The following is a 13,737-nucleotide window of genomic DNA, read 5'->3' on the forward strand; positions in this document are numbered from 1 at the left end:
ACCAAAGCAAATCGCAAACCTCCTGATTGATAAGGTCTTGTAGCGACATCCGCGCCGAAACCACAACCCATAGGCGAAAATACTTCCTTGAGGTCACACCTTAGAGATCAATAAACCCCAACCGCCGATCCGGGCGTCGCAGCCTCTTTCAAAAGTGCGAAAGCATACCCCGCGACCGAGCGGAAACAGATCACCCCGAAACCACCATCCTGCTCCATCCAGACCGCAGCGGCGATCTGGCCCATGCGACTGCGGCGCAGACGGCCGGGTTCGAATGCGCCGGGGGCGAAGTCGATGGGAAAAAGCTTGCCCATCACCTCGCGCGCGGCGGCTCCATCGACGCGGAACACCGCGCGCGCGTCCGAGACATCGACCGCCAGCGCATGCGCACGCCCCAGCGCGGCCTCGGCCTTGGCCAGCAGTGCCGGTGCCGCAGCATAGGGGCAGAACAGCATCAATTCGTCCGGCGACATCCAGCCGGCAGCACCGGTCTTGCCGAAACTGATCTGACCCTGCCCCGGCGGCTTGGCGCCAGTGACGGCCGCTACAGCCGCCTTCACCGGCTTGCTTGCCAGATCGCCGCGCAGGGTGATCATGCCGGTCAATCCCGCCTCTGCGATCCGGGCGATACCATCAAAGCGGGCACCGTTCAGGGCGCTGATCGGCTCAGACATTCTGTTTCTCCCCCTCCTTGTCGAAGACCACCGGATCGACGATCCTGGCCTGATAGGTCTTGCCGTCGATGCCGGGAAACTCCAGCACTTCGCCCATTCGCTCGGGGCCGTGCAACACCAGCCCCATGGCGATGCCGCGTCCCAGTGTCGGCGAATAATAGGTCGAGCTCACCCGCCCTTGCGTATTGCGCTGACCGTTGGCGTTCACCCCTTCGGCCACCGCATAAGCGCCATCCGGCAGCACGCTGCCGTCGAGCGTTTCCAGCCCCACCAGTTTCCAGCGGGTCGGATCGGTCATATGGCTGCGCGCCTGCGCGCGCTTGCCGATGAAATCCTCTTTCTTCTTCGAAATCGCCCAGTTCAGCCCCAGATCCTGCGGGATCACCGTGCCATCGGTCTCGTCCCCGATCATGATGAAGCCCTTTTCGGCCCGCATGATGTGCAGGGCTTCAGTACCATAGGGCATCATGGCGAACTCGTCCCCCGCGGCAATCAGCCGATCCCAGAGCGCCTTGCCCTGACCGGCCTTCACCCCGATCTCGAAGGACAGCTCGCCCGAGAATGAGATGCGGTAGACCCGCACCGGGATACCGGCGAGGCTACCATCGGCCCAGGTCATGAAGGGCAGCGCCGTCTTCGACACATCCATGCCGCCCAACCGCTCCAGCACGGCGCGCGCCTTGGGCCCGACGACGGCGATCTGGGCGAATTGCTCGGTCACATTGGCGGTGTAGACCTGCCAGTCCCACCATTCGGTCTGCAGCCATTCCTCCATATGGGCATGGATATGATCGGCACCGCCGGTGGTGGTGTGACACAGGAAGGTCTGATCGTCGATCCGTGCCACCACGCCGTCGTCGATCAGAAAGCCGTTTTCCGAACACATCAGCCCATAGCGGCATTTGCCCGGCGCCAGAGAGGACATCACATTGGTATAGATCATGTCGAGGAACCGGCCCGCGTCCGGCCCCTTGACCAGGATCTTGCCCAGGGTCGAGGCATCAAGGATCCCAACGGCTTGCCGGGTGTTCTTCACCTCTCGCATGACCGCTCCATCAAGGCTTTCATCCGCGCGGCGATAGGCATAGGGGCGTCGCCACTGGCCGACCGGCTCGAACTCAGCCCCATGGGGGCCATGCCAGTCCTGGATCGGCGTGTGGCGCACCGGTTGGAACAGCGCACCGCGCGCATCGCCGGCCATGGCGCCGAAACTGATCGGTGTATAGGGCGGCCGGAAGGTGGTGGTCCCCACCTGCGGGATCGCCCGGCCCAAGGCCTCGGACAGAACAGCCAGACCGTTGATGTTGCTCAGCTTGCCCTGATCCGTCGCCATCCCCAGCGTGGTATAGCGCTTGGTGTGCTCGACGCTTTCATACCCCTCGCGGGCGGCAAGTTGCACGTCCGACACCTTGACGTCGTTCTGGAAATCCAGCCAGGCCTTGGCACGCAATTCGTCCGAGGCGCTGGCGGGCATCAGCCAGACCGGAGCGATGGGCATCTCGCCCAGCTCTGTCACCTCCGGCAGCTTGCCCTTCTTGGCCTTGAAGCCGCAGGCCTTTGCCGCCGCCCTGCCCGCCTGGGTGGCATCGGCAAGCCCCTCGGATAGGCTGAGCACGCCACTCGCCGCGCCGGCAGTCTGCACGAAGCCCGCGCCATCTGCCCCCACTGGCGGGCGCGCCACATCGGGAAGGAACATCGCCGCCGCCTCGTCCCAATCGAGCTTGCCGCCGCAATGGGACCACAGGTGCACCACCGGCGACCAGCCGCCCGACATGGCAACCGCGTCACAGGCGATCTCCTCCAGAGCCGCACCGCTTCCCTCCTGCGCGCAGATGGCCAGTTTCGCCACCCGCTTGCCGCCCGAGACCTTGGCAACGCCGCGCCCGCAATCGACCCGAAGGCCCAAGCCGCGCGCCTCTTCCATCAGGCCCCCCCCGCCGGTGGGCCGGGCATCGAGGATGCGCAGCACGTCGACGCCGGCCTGCTTCAGCGTGATTGCGGTGCGATAGGCATCGTCGTTATTGGTGACCACGACGACCCTCTGACCGGGCGCCACCCCATAGTTCACCACATAATCCCGCATCGCCGAGGCCAGCATGACACCGGGGACATCGTTGCCGGCGAAGGACAGCGGCCGCTCCAGCGCGCCGGTGGCGGTGATGATCTGGCGGGCACGAATGCGCCACAGCCGATGGCGCGGACCCTCGGTGCCGGGCCGGTGGTCGGTCAGCCGTTCATAGCCCAGCGCATAGCCGTGATCATAGACCCCCGCCCCCATGCAACGACGACGCAGCGTGACATTGGGCATGGATTTCAGGCTGGAGACGACGGCAGCGATCCAGTCTTCCGCCGCCATGCCGTCGATCTCGCCGCCATCGACCGGGGTGCGACCGCCCCAGTGGCGCGACTGCTCCAGCACCAGCACGCGGGCGCCGGCCTCGGCGGCGGTCTTGGCCGCCATCAACCCGGCAACGCCGCCGCCGATCACCAGCACATCGGCGAAGGCATAGAAATGCTCGTAACGGTCGGCGTCCTCTTCCTTCGGCGGTTTGCCCAGCCCCGCCGACTGACGGATCACCGGTTCATAAATATATTTCCAGAAGGCGCGCGGATGGATGAAGGTCTTGTAATAGAAGCCAGCCGGCAAGAAGCGGGAAAGCGCCGAGTTCACCGCGCCGATGTCGAATTCCAGACTGGGCCAGTGGTTCTGGCTAACGGCACAGAGCCCGTCGAACAGCGCGGTGGTGGTGACGCGCTGGTTCGGTTCGAACCTTGCGCCAACCCCCAGCCCCACCAGCGCATTCGGTTCCTCTGCCCCGCTCGCCACGATGCCGCGCGGGCGGTGGTATTTGAACGACCGGCCGACCAGCACCTGATCATTGGCCAGAAGCGCCGAGGCCAGGGTATCGCCGGCGAAGCCCTTCATCGGCTTGCCGTTGAAGGTGAAGGTGACGGGGCGGGAGCGGTCGATCAGACGGCCCTGTTTGGCGATGCGAGTGCTCATCCGGCGGGCCTTTCGCTTGGGGCGCGGGACGCGATGGGAGGGTTTTGGCAGGTAAGGTGGTTCATTCGAACTCTCTCCAACTCCAGCCCGGGCGCTTGGCGCTGATGGCGTCGCGGATCGCCTGCGGCGGTTCGGTGGTCTGGGCGGGATAGGTGCCGAAGACCTCGAGCGTCACGGTGCAGCGGGCAGCGTGGAACCACTTGCCGCAGCCATAGGCATGGCGCCAGCGTTCGAAATGCACCCCCTTGGGGTTTTCGCGGGCAAAGAGGTAATCGCGGAATTCCTCATCCGAGGCGCCGGGACCGAAGCGTTTGATATGCGCCTCGCCACCGGGGGCGAATTCGGTTTCCTCGGCGGAGACTCCGCAATAGGGGCAGTGAAGGATCAGCATCGGGTCATCCTTTCGGCGACGATTTTCCAGGTCTCGCGCCCGGCCCGAAGGGAGGGAGCGGAACGCGCCCGCCCTTGGGGGGCGGGTCGGGCGCGGCGCAGGCCTATGGCCTGCGCAAAGGGGAAAAGTTCCATCAATGCGCCACCCCCGCCGCGACGCTTTCGTCGATGAAGCGTCCCTCGGTGAACCGGTCGAGAGAGAATTCCTCGGCTAGTGGCGACTGCCCCTTGGCCATCAGCTCGGCAAAGGCCCAGCCCGATCCCGGGATCGCCTTGAATCCCCCCGTCCCCCAGCCGCAGTTGATGAAGATGTTCTCGACCGGCGTCTTCGACAGGATCGGCGAACGGTCGCCGGTCATGTCGACGATCCCGCCCCATTGCCGCAGCATCTTGAGCCGCGAGATGATCGGGAAGGTCTCGATCAGCGCCGCCATCGTATGTTCGATATGATGGAAGCTACCGCGCTGGGAATAATTGTTGAAGGCGTCGGTGCCGCCACCGATCACCAGCTCCCCCTTGTCGGATTGGGACATGTAGCCATGCACGGTATTGGCCATCACCACCACGTCGATGCAGGGTTTGACGGGTTCCGACACCAGCGCCTGCAGCGCCACGCTTTCGATCGGCAACCGGAACCCCGCCATCCGGGCCAGCACGCCGGAATGGCCGGCCACCACCAACCCCAGCTTGTCACAGTCGATCTCTCCCCGAGTGGTGGAGACACCCACGACCTTGCCGCCGTCGCGGCGGATGCCGGTGACCTCGCAATTCTGGATGATATCCATCCCCATGTCGGAACAGGCCCGAGCATAGCCCCAGGCTACCGCATCGTGCCGCGCCGTGCCCGCGCGCGCCTGCCAGAGCGCGCCCAGCACCGGATAGCGTGGCCCGTCGATGTTGATGATCGGCACGAGTTCCTTGACCCGCTCCGGCCCGATCCATTCGGTCTCCACCCCTTGGAGCGCGTTGGCATGCGCCGTGCGCTGATAACCGCGAACCTCGTGCTGGGTCTGGGCCAGCATCAGGCAGCCACGCGGGCTGAACATGACGTTATAGTTCAGATCCTGGCTCAACCCTTCGTAAAGCGAACGCGCCTTCTCGAAGATCGCCGAAGAGGAATCCTGCAGATAGTTCGACCGGATGATGGTGGTGTTACGGCCAGTATTGCCGCCACCGAGCCACCCCTTTTCCAGGATCGCGACATTGGTGATGCCGAAATTCCGGCCCAGGTAATAGGCGGTGGCAAGCCCATGGCCGCCAGCGCCGACGATGATGACGTCATAGCGCTTTTTCGGCTCGGGCGCGCGCCATGCCCTGCCCCAGCCGGTGTGATAGCTCAGGGCTTCTCGGGCGACGGCAAAGGCGGAATAGCGTGTCATGGGCGAATCCGATCAGGTCCTGGTCCAAGGCATTCATGCTTTGGGCAGTCTAGCCGCCTAGGCTGCAAATCGCTACTGCAAGTCACAGTTGCGACATGACGGCCTGCGCCGGCGATTTGCCCTTTTTTCATGTGCTCCCGCCCTATAGATCATGCTGAAACAGGAGGCAGAATGACATTCTGGATCGTGATTACAGGGATGGCACTGGCGGCCACGGCATTGCTGGTTCTGGCGCTGCGGCGCGGGCGGGCCGACGACGGCACCGCCGCAGCCTATGATCTGAAGATCTATCGCGACCAGCTCAGAGAGGTCGACCGCGATCTGGCGCGCGGCGTGATCGCAGAGGCGGATGCCGACCGTATCCGGGCCGAGGTGTCGCGCCGAATCCTTGCCGCCGATGCCGCCCTGAAGGCAGGACAGGCGCCCCGCGGCCCGACAAGGACGGCAACCGCTGTCGTCACGGTCGGCCTGGCGGCTCTGGTGATCGGGGGATCGCTGCTGCTTTATCGTGACATCGGCGCGCCGGGCTATGGCGATCTGGGGCTGGCCCGTCGCATCGAACTGGCGGCCGAAGCGCGCAAGGACCGCCCCGATCAGGCTGCCGCCGAGGCGCAGATGCCGGCCCGCACCACGCCGCAGATGGATGCGGATTACAAGACGCTGATCGAACAGTTGCGCAGCGCCGTTGCCGCCCGTCCCGACGATCTGCGCGGACATATGCTTTTGGCCCAGCATGAGGCCAATATCGGCAATTTCAGCGCCGCCCATGCCGCACAATCCCGCGCCATCGTGCTGAAGGGCGATGCGGCCACCGCCCAGGATTACGCCGATTATGCAGAGCTTCTGGTGATGGCTGCCGGCGGCTATGTCTCGCCCGAGGCGGAGCAGGCGCTGGGGCAGGCGCTGAAGCGCGATCCGAACAACGGGCCGGCGCGGTATTACTGGGGTCTGATGATGGCGCAGACCGGACGGCCCGACGTGGCCTTCCGCCTGTGGGAGGAAACCCTGCGGATGGGACCGCCCGATGCCTATTGGATCCCCGCCATCCGCGGCCAGATCGAAGAACTCGCCGCGCGGGCCGGAGTGAAATACACCCTGCCGCCGGCGGGCCCCGCACCGATGCTGAAGGGCCCCAGTGCCGAAGACGTGGACGCGACCCGCGACATGAGCGCCGAGGACCGCCAGCAGATGATCCGTGGCATGGTCGACGGTCTGGCCTCGCGGCTGGCCGACGAAGGCGGCAGCCCTGCCGAATGGGCGCAACTGATCGGTGCGCTCGGCGTTCTGGGCGAGACCGACCGCGCCGGCGCGATCTATCGCGAAGCGCTGCAGACCTTTGCAGACGATACCCAGGCGCTAACTCAGATCGAGGCGGCGGCACGCAATGCGGGAGTGGCAGAATGATTCATGATGCATTCGAGGACTTCGTCGCCGCCCTGCCGCCGATGACGGCTCTGATCGGGCTTGATCTGGGGGAAAAGACCATCGGCGTCGCGGTCTCCGACCGGATCGGCGCGGTGGCCACCCCGCTGGAGACGATCCGGCGCAAGAAATTCACCCTCGATTCCGCCCGGCTGCTGGAGATCATAGCCCACCGCGAGGTTGGCGGCATCCTCTTGGGCCTGCCGCGCAACATGGATGGCAGCGAGGGGCCGCGCTGCCAATCGACCCGCGCCTTCGCCCGCAACCTGATGCAGCTGACCGATCTGCCGATCGGCTTCTGGGATGAACGGCTGTCGACCGTGGCCGCCGAACGCGCCATGCTCGAGGCCGACATGTCGCGCAAGCGACGTGCCGAGCGGATCGACAATATCGCCGCCAGCTATATCCTGCAGGGCGCGCTGGACCGGATGCGCCACATGAAGACCGGGGGCTGAAGCATGGGCAACGACATCTGGCGCCGGCAGGAGATCGAAAGCCCCTGCGTCAAGATCTGTCTGATCCACCCGACCGAGAGGATCTGCACCGGCTGCTTTCGCACGCTGGAGGAGATCGCCGGATGGTCGGGCATGACGGCAGAGGAGCGCCACGCCATCATGGCCGCCCTGCCCGACCGCGCCCCCCGGCTTATCCGCCGTCGCGGCGGTCATGCCGCACGCCTCGCGGCCCGCGGCGGCTCTGACCCGACCTGATCCGCGACCGGTCCGGTCCATTTTCCTCTTGCCCCCGGGACGACAGTCCGGGAAGTCTGCGGGCAACAGCCAGCGGGGCGGCGACCGTCCCCGCCTGCCAGAGGATGCCCCCATGCACGTTCCCCGCCGCGCTCATCTTGGTACCGCCCTGCTGATCCTGGCCGGTCTGGGCCTGTTGCTGGGGCTGATCCTGCGCGCTGGCGGACAGCCCGCGCTGGCCGGGATGGTCTGGATGTTGGGGGTGCTGCCGGCCCTCTGCGCGCTGCTGGTCGAGATCGTCCAGAGCCTCAGGCGCGGCGAACTAGGGCTCGATATCGTTGCCGCACTGTCGATGACCGCCGGTCTGGTCTTCGGCGAAACCCTCGCCGCCGCCGTGGTTGCAGTGATGTATTCCGGCGGCCAGTTTCTGGAAAGCTATGCCGAGGGCCGCGCCCGGCGCGAAATGCAGGATCTGCTGTCACGCGTGCCACGCAGCGCCAGCCGCTATACCCATGAGGGCGAAACGCTGGAAGAGGTGCCGCTCGATGCGCTTGTCCCCGGCGACCGGCTGCTGATCCGTCGGGGCGATGTGGTACCGGCGGATGGCGCCCTGGCCTCGGACACGGCCTTTCTCGACACTTCGGCGCTGACCGGGGAATCGCTGCCGCAGCGGCTGACCGAGGGGGCGGAGGCGCTGAGCGGGGCCACCAACGCTGGCGAGGCCTTTGATCTGACCGTGACCCGCCCCGCCGCGGACAGCACCTATGCCGGCATCGTCCGCCTGGTCGAGGAGGCGCAGCGATCCAAGGCGCCGATGTCGCGGCTGGCCGATCAATGGTCCTTCGGCTTTCTGGCGGTGACGGTGACGCTGGCCGGCCTCGCTTGGGCGCTGACCGGCGATCCGATCCGCGCCGTCGCCGTGCTGGTGGTGGCCACCCCCTGCCCGCTGATCCTGGCGGTGCCGGTGGCGCTGGTCGCGGGACTCAGCCGGGCGGCGCAATATGGCGTATTGATCAAGGGCGCGCGCCCCCTGGAGGCGATGGCGCATATCCGCACGCTGATCCTGGACAAGACCGGCACGCTGACCGACGGGCGGCCGCGCATCACCCAGATCACCCCACAGAACGATCTGGCCGAGGACGACATCCTGCGCCTTGCCGCCGCCGCCGATCAGGCCAGCAAGCACCCCGTCGCCCAGGCCATCGTGACCGAGGCGCAGGCGCGCGGCCTGTCCCTGCCCTTGCCGCGCGCGATGGAGGAACATCCCGGCGAAGGCGTCATGGCCCGGATCGAAGGGCGCCGCGTGCTGGTCGGCGGCGAGGATTTCGTCGCCTCGCAGATCGAGGGGCCGGTGCCGCCGCGCCCGGCGCTCGACGCGGGCGCCGTGCTGGTGGCGGTGGCGATCGACGGGCAGATGGCCGGCCATCTGGTGATGGCCGATCCGCTGCGCGAGGGGGTCGGCACGCTGCTGGCCGGACTGAAGCACCAGGGGGTGGAGCGCATCCTGCTGGCCACCGGCGACCGCCGCGAGGTGGCTGAACGGGTGACCCGGGGCCTTGGCCTCGACGGGCTGCGCTCCGGGCTCAGCCCTGATCAGAAGGTGCTGCTGGTGCTGACCGAGGGCAAGTCCGGCCCGGTGATGATGGTGGGCGACGGGGTGAACGACGCCCCAGCGCTGGCCGCTGCCGATGTCGGCGTGGCGATGGGCGCACGCGGCGCCGCCGCCTCGGCCGAGGCCGCCGACGTGGTGCTGGTGCAGGACCGGATCGACGGGCTCGCCCCCGGGCTGGAGATCGCGCGCCGCGCCCGTGCCATCGCAGTGCAAAGCGTGGTGGCCGGCATCGGCCTGTCGGTGCTGGGAATGATCGCCGCGGCCCTCGGCTGGCTGACCCCGGTCGAGGGCGCCGTGTTGCAGGAGGTGATCGACGTGGCGGTGATCCTGAACGCGCTACGCGCCCTGCGGATCAAACCAGCCACGCCCTGACGCCGCCCCGCCCGCCACGGCGAACGGAGCCCGCGATCAGATCACCGCCTTTTCCAGGAAGGGGCGGCCTTCGACCACCCGTTCATAGCCCACGTCCGAGAAATCGAGCGTGCGATATTCGCCGTAGGCGATCAGCTCCGCCACAGCGCGGCCCGTCGCCGGCCCCTGTTGCAGCCCATGGCCCGAGAAGCCATTGGCGAAGATGAAATTCTCCACCTCCGGGTGACGGCCGACGATCATATTGTGATCCAGCGTGTTATAGGCGTAATGCCCGGCCCATTGGTTGACCACCTTGATCGCCTCGAACTGTGCCGAGCGTTCGGCCAGCGCCGGCCAGATCTGATCCTCGAACTCGGCATAACGCGGCTCGAAATCGTCCCAATCGACGGCAGGATCCTCCGCCGGCACGCCACCGGCCAGGAAGTACTTGCCCTCGGGCCGGCACCAGACGCCGGTCGGGTCGATCATCAAGGGCAGTCGGCCATCATTCACCCTGGCGCTGCCCTCGGGCGTCTGGGCGCAGTCGAAGACGAAAAGCGTGCGCTTGCGCGGCTCGATCGGCACATCGAGCCCGGCCATCCGCGCCGTCAGTGCCGCCCGCGGCCCCGAGGCATTGACCACGGTGCCCGCCCCGATCACCGCGCCGGACTTGAGCGTCACCGAAACGACCCGCGCCCCGTCCCGTGCAATGGCAACCACCTCGTCGGTCAGGATCTCTGCCCCCAGCGCACGGGCCTTTTTGCGAAACCCTGCCATGATGCCGGTGTTGTTGAACCAGCCCTCGCCGGAACGCCCATAAGAGGCGAGCTGAATATCCTCGACCCTGAGGTGAGGGAAGGCCTCGGCCAGCTCCTCCCGGTTCCACAGCACGACATCGGCGCCGCAGGCGATCTGCACCTCATGCGCCTCTCGCAGGGTCTGCGCCTGTTCGGCACTGCGCGCCAGGTAAAGATAGCCGCCGGAATGGAAGTTCAGATCCGGCCTGTCGTCGTCGACCTGCATGATCTCGGCAAAATTGCGGATCACCTCCAACCCGTATTGGCTGACCTTGACGTTGATCGGGTTGGAATATTGCACCCGGATCCCCGAAGCCGAGAGCGAGGTTGAGGCCCTGGCAAAGCTGGGGTCGCGTTCGACCACCAGGACAGAGCCATCGAACCCCGGCATCTGCATCAGGTGATAGGCGATGGAGGCCCCGATCACCGCCCCGCCCACGATCACCACGTCATAATGTGTCTTCATGTCTCTTCCGTTTCATCAGGCTGACCAGGTTCTTCGAGCCGACTGCGGGCGCCGGGCCGGCAGAGCGTTCCGGACAACGATATCCATGCGCGATTCGCCCCTATCGCGCTAGGGGAGCACACCGGCTGGCCAGAGTTCCCAGGGCGATCCGCCTTGAAAATAGTCATGGCTCCCGGCGCTCCTCTCACCCGTTTCCCTGTGCCGCCAAGGCCGCAGCCCGCATCTGGCTGAGGGTCACGCGCGGGGTCAGCGCCTCGGGTGAGATGTTGAGATCGAGCACCGCCCCGGTCTCCGACGCCAGCGCCCGGGCGAAGACCGCCGGGAAATCCTCGGTGGTCTCCACGCGCTCGGCATGGAAGCCATAGGCGCGGGCGAGCATGGTGAAATCCGGGCTGACCATCGTGGTGCCCGAGACCCGGGTTGGATAATGGCGTTCCTGATGCGCGCGGATGGTGCCGTAAATGCCGTTGTTCAGGATCAGAACGATCGGCTGGGCACCAGCCTGCAGCGCGGTCGCCAGTTCGGTGCAATTCATCTGGAAATCACCATCGCCGGCAAAACAGACCACCGTCTTTTCCGGCTTGGCCACCTTGGCGGCGATCGCCGCCGGCAGGCCGTAGCCCATCGCGCCCGACTGTGGCGCCAGCAGGCGCGCTTTCGGTCCAAATCTGAAGAACCGGCCCGACCAGACCGTGAAATTTCCCGCCCCGTTGGTCAGGATCACATCCTCGGGCAGCACATCACGCAGATGGGCGCAGACCTTTCCCATGTCGACGGGCGACGGCAGGTCAGGCAGATCGAAACCCGCCTCATAAGCGGCGCGCGCCTCTGCCCGCCAGGCGGCCCAATCGCCTGTGACCGGCGCCAGTTCGGACAAAGCTTCGGCAAAGGCGTTGGGGCCGGCCTGAATGCCCAGTTCGGGGCGATAGATCTTGCCGATCTCCAGATCCGAGCCATGCACATGGATCAGCCGTTGTTTCGGCTGCGGCACATCGAGAAGCGTATAGCCATCAGTCGAGTTTTCGCCGAACCGGGCATTGATCGCCAGGATCACATCGGCCTCGGCCACCAGGCGCCGGACATGCGGCGCCATGCCGACACCGGCCTCGCCACAGAAGACCGGAGAATTGTTGTCGAGCTGATCCTGATAGCGGAAGACCGCCACCACGGGGATGTCGGAGGCCTCGGCAAAGGCCTGGAGGCGGGCCATGCTGTCGCCCTGCCAGTTGCAGCCACCATAGAAGATCACCGGCTGCCGGGCCTCAGCCAGAATGGCGCGCATCTTTTCCATCGCCGCCACCGCAGGGGCCGGCTCCATGATCTCGACCGGGCCGGTCAGAGGCGCCATATCACTCAGGCTGGTCAGCATATCCTCGGGCAAGGCCACCACCACCGGGCCCGGACGGCCCGAAACGGCCATGTTCCAGGCACGCGACAGGATTTCCGGGATGCGGTCGATCTGGTCGATCTCCACCGCCCATTTGACCATGGTGCCGAACACCGCCTTGTAATCGACCTCCTGAAACGCCTCACGGCCCTTCATGTCGGTGCCGACCTGACCGACGAACAGGATCATCGGGGCAGAATCCTGCATCGCGGTGTGCACCCCGATCGAGGCATTGGTGGCGCCCGGGCCGCGGGTGACCATGCAAATGCCCGGCTGGCCGGTCAGCTTGCCGTAAGCGGCAGCCATGAAGCCGGCGCCGCCCTCGTTGCGGCAGAGCACATAATCCAGCCGGCCCTGCGTATCGTGCAGCGCATCCAGCACCGCGAGATAGCTCTCACCCGGCACCCCGAAGGCCTTGCGTGCCCCCAGCGCGACGAGGCTTTCCACCAATAGCTGCCCACCGTTCCGTGTCATGATCCTGTCTCCCCTTCGCAACCGGCCCCATTTCGGCCAGACAACACGCTTGTCCCGGAGGAGACAAGCACCAAGCCTTGCAAACGACTTCGGGCCTGGGGCCACGCGGCGGAAAAACCGGCCAAGCCTAAGCGGCCCGTCGCGTCTGTGCTGGACAATGGTTTCCCGGGATATCGCGACATCGCTGCCCGCCGGCGCCGCTTTGTGCACACCCGGTCGCATTCGATGTCACTTTCGTCGCCGCCAGCCCCCCGCCGATCGGGAAGATGGAGAAATTATCATTCTGGATGCAGCAGGAGCGCCTCCCGATCCGGACAGGCCAGGGCCTGCTCCTACGGTTGCCGCCCCTCGGTCCTTGACCTTGGCGCATGCGGTGACGCATTTCGCTGCAGAAGCAATGCAACCTTTCGCGGGAGCCCCCAATGATCAAATACTGCCTGACCGTGACCTGCCCCTCGACCCGGGGGATCGTCGCCGTGATCGCCAATTACCTGGCCGATCAGGGCTGCAACATCACCGACAGTTCGCAATTCGACGACCCTGAGACCGGCAAGTTCTTCATGCGGGTCAGCTTCGTCTCCGAGACCGGCGTCGAACGTGCAGCGCTGGAGGCGGGCTTTGCCGATACGGCGACGGCGTTCAACATGGATTTCGCCTTCCATGATGAGGACACCAAGATGAAAGTCGTGATCATGGTGTCGCGTTTCGGGCATTGCCTGAACGATCTGCTCTATCGGGTGCGCATCGGGGCGCTGCCGATCGACATCGTGGCGGTGATCTCGAACCACATGGATTACCAGAAGGTTGTGGTGAACCACGACATCCCCTTCCACTGCATCAAGGTAACCAAGGAGAACAAACCGCAGGCCGAGGCGGCGATCATGCAGGTTGTCGAGGATTCGGGGGCCGAGCTGATCGTGCTGGCGCGCTACATGCAGATCCTGTCGGACGAGATGTGCCGGAAGATGTCGGGCCGGATCATCAACATCCACCATTCCTTCCTGCCGTCCTTCAAGGGGGCCAATCCCTACAAGCAGGCCTATGAACGCGGCGTGAAACTGATCGGGGCGACGTCGCATTACGTCACCGCCG

General features: G+C 65.8%; 11 protein-coding genes. 5 read left to right on the forward strand and 6 right to left on the reverse strand.

The genetic code is table 11. From position 1 onward, the window contains the following. Positions 1-107 precede the first annotated feature (107 nt). The 4 genes from G455_RS0115250 to G455_RS0115265 all read right to left on the reverse strand — a co-directional run bounded on the left by G455_RS0115250 (position 108) and on the right by G455_RS0115265 (position 5,447). Entirely contained in the window at positions 108-674 is a 567-nt protein-coding gene (locus tag G455_RS0115250; RefSeq protein ID WP_028094490.1) for a sarcosine oxidase subunit gamma, read from the reverse strand. Further along, complete coding sequence (locus G455_RS0115255) at positions 667-3,678, reverse strand: sarcosine oxidase subunit alpha family protein (RefSeq protein WP_028094491.1); 3,012 nt, start codon at positions 3,676-3,678, stop codon at positions 667-669. Before G455_RS0115255 ends, G455_RS0115250 begins: the two co-directional genes overlap by 8 nt. 61 nt (positions 3,679-3,739) lie before the next feature. After that, entirely contained in the window at positions 3,740-4,069 is a 330-nt protein-coding gene (locus G455_RS0115260; RefSeq protein WP_028094492.1) for a sarcosine oxidase subunit delta, read from the reverse strand. A 133-nt stretch (positions 4,070-4,202) separates the two neighbouring features. Next, a complete protein-coding gene (locus tag G455_RS0115265) occupies positions 4,203-5,447 on the reverse strand; it encodes a sarcosine oxidase subunit beta family protein (protein ID WP_028094493.1) in 1,245 nt (414 codons plus the stop codon). A 171-nt stretch (positions 5,448-5,618) separates the two neighbouring features. Here G455_RS0115265 and ccmI point away from each other — a divergent pair, with 171 nt between their 5' ends. From ccmI to G455_RS0115285, 4 genes are all read left to right on the forward strand, one after another. Then, positions 5,619-6,851, forward strand: a complete 1,233-nt coding sequence (ccmI, locus tag G455_RS0115270; protein ID WP_028094494.1) for a c-type cytochrome biogenesis protein CcmI — start codon at positions 5,619-5,621, stop codon at positions 6,849-6,851. Next, entirely contained in the window at positions 6,848-7,324 is a 477-nt protein-coding gene (gene ruvX, locus G455_RS0115275) for a Holliday junction resolvase RuvX (RefSeq protein WP_028094495.1), read from the forward strand. The genes ccmI and ruvX overlap by 4 nt, the downstream gene beginning before the upstream one ends. 3 nt (positions 7,325-7,327) lie before the next feature. Beyond that, positions 7,328-7,579: a DUF1289 domain-containing protein gene (locus G455_RS0115280; protein ID WP_028094496.1), complete on the forward strand. Its 252-nt coding sequence runs from the start codon at positions 7,328-7,330 to the stop codon at positions 7,577-7,579. A 112-nt stretch (positions 7,580-7,691) separates the two neighbouring features. Then, positions 7,692-9,542 carry a heavy metal translocating P-type ATPase gene (locus tag G455_RS0115285; RefSeq protein WP_028094497.1) on the forward strand — a complete coding sequence of 617 codons (1,851 nt, stop codon included), beginning with the start codon at positions 7,692-7,694 and terminating at the stop codon, positions 9,540-9,542. A gap of 36 nt (positions 9,543-9,578) precedes the next feature. On the opposite strand, the gene G455_RS0115290 is transcribed toward G455_RS0115285, so the two are convergent. Both G455_RS0115290 and G455_RS0115295 read right to left on the reverse strand, forming a co-directional pair. Next, on the reverse strand, positions 9,579-10,784 hold the full coding sequence (locus G455_RS0115290) for an NAD(P)/FAD-dependent oxidoreductase (protein ID WP_028094498.1): 1,206 nt from the start codon (positions 10,782-10,784) through the stop codon (positions 9,579-9,581). 184 nt (positions 10,785-10,968) lie between these two features. Next, positions 10,969-12,645, reverse strand: coding sequence for a thiamine pyrophosphate-dependent enzyme (locus tag G455_RS0115295; protein WP_028094499.1), 1,677 nt, complete (start codon positions 12,643-12,645; stop codon positions 10,969-10,971). 422 nt (positions 12,646-13,067) lie between these two features. On the opposite strand from G455_RS0115295, the gene G455_RS0115300 reads away from it, so the two are divergent. Next, the coding region (locus tag G455_RS0115300) for a formyltetrahydrofolate deformylase (protein WP_028094500.1) at positions 13,068-13,737 on the forward strand (670 nt) is incomplete at its 3' end.

Source organism: Pseudodonghicola xiamenensis DSM 18339, from assembly GCF_000429365.1.
Classification (GTDB): domain Bacteria; phylum Pseudomonadota; class Alphaproteobacteria; order Rhodobacterales; family Rhodobacteraceae; genus Pseudodonghicola; species Pseudodonghicola xiamenensis.

Coding starts and splice junctions, on each gene's coding strand:
- ccmI (WP_028094494.1), top strand. CDS start 5,619: ATGACATTCTGGATCGTGATTACAGGGATGGCACTGGCGGCCACGGCA.
- G455_RS0115290 (WP_028094498.1), bottom strand. CDS start 10,784: ATGAAGACACATTATGACGTGGTGATCGTGGGCGGGGCGGTGATCGGG.
- G455_RS0115260 (WP_028094492.1), bottom strand. CDS start 4,069: ATGCTGATCCTTCACTGCCCCTATTGCGGAGTCTCCGCCGAGGAAACC.
- G455_RS0115255 (WP_028094491.1), bottom strand. CDS start 3,678: ATGAGCACTCGCATCGCCAAACAGGGCCGTCTGATCGACCGCTCCCGC.
- G455_RS0115285 (WP_028094497.1), top strand. CDS start 7,692: ATGCACGTTCCCCGCCGCGCTCATCTTGGTACCGCCCTGCTGATCCTG.
- G455_RS0115250 (WP_028094490.1), bottom strand. CDS start 674: ATGTCTGAGCCGATCAGCGCCCTGAACGGTGCCCGCTTTGATGGTATC.
- G455_RS0115265 (WP_028094493.1), bottom strand. CDS start 5,447: ATGACACGCTATTCCGCCTTTGCCGTCGCCCGAGAAGCCCTGAGCTAT.
- G455_RS0115280 (WP_028094496.1), top strand. CDS start 7,328: ATGGGCAACGACATCTGGCGCCGGCAGGAGATCGAAAGCCCCTGCGTC.
- G455_RS0115295 (WP_028094499.1), bottom strand. CDS start 12,645: ATGACACGGAACGGTGGGCAGCTATTGGTGGAAAGCCTCGTCGCGCTG.
- ruvX (WP_028094495.1), top strand. CDS start 6,848: ATGATTCATGATGCATTCGAGGACTTCGTCGCCGCCCTGCCGCCGATG.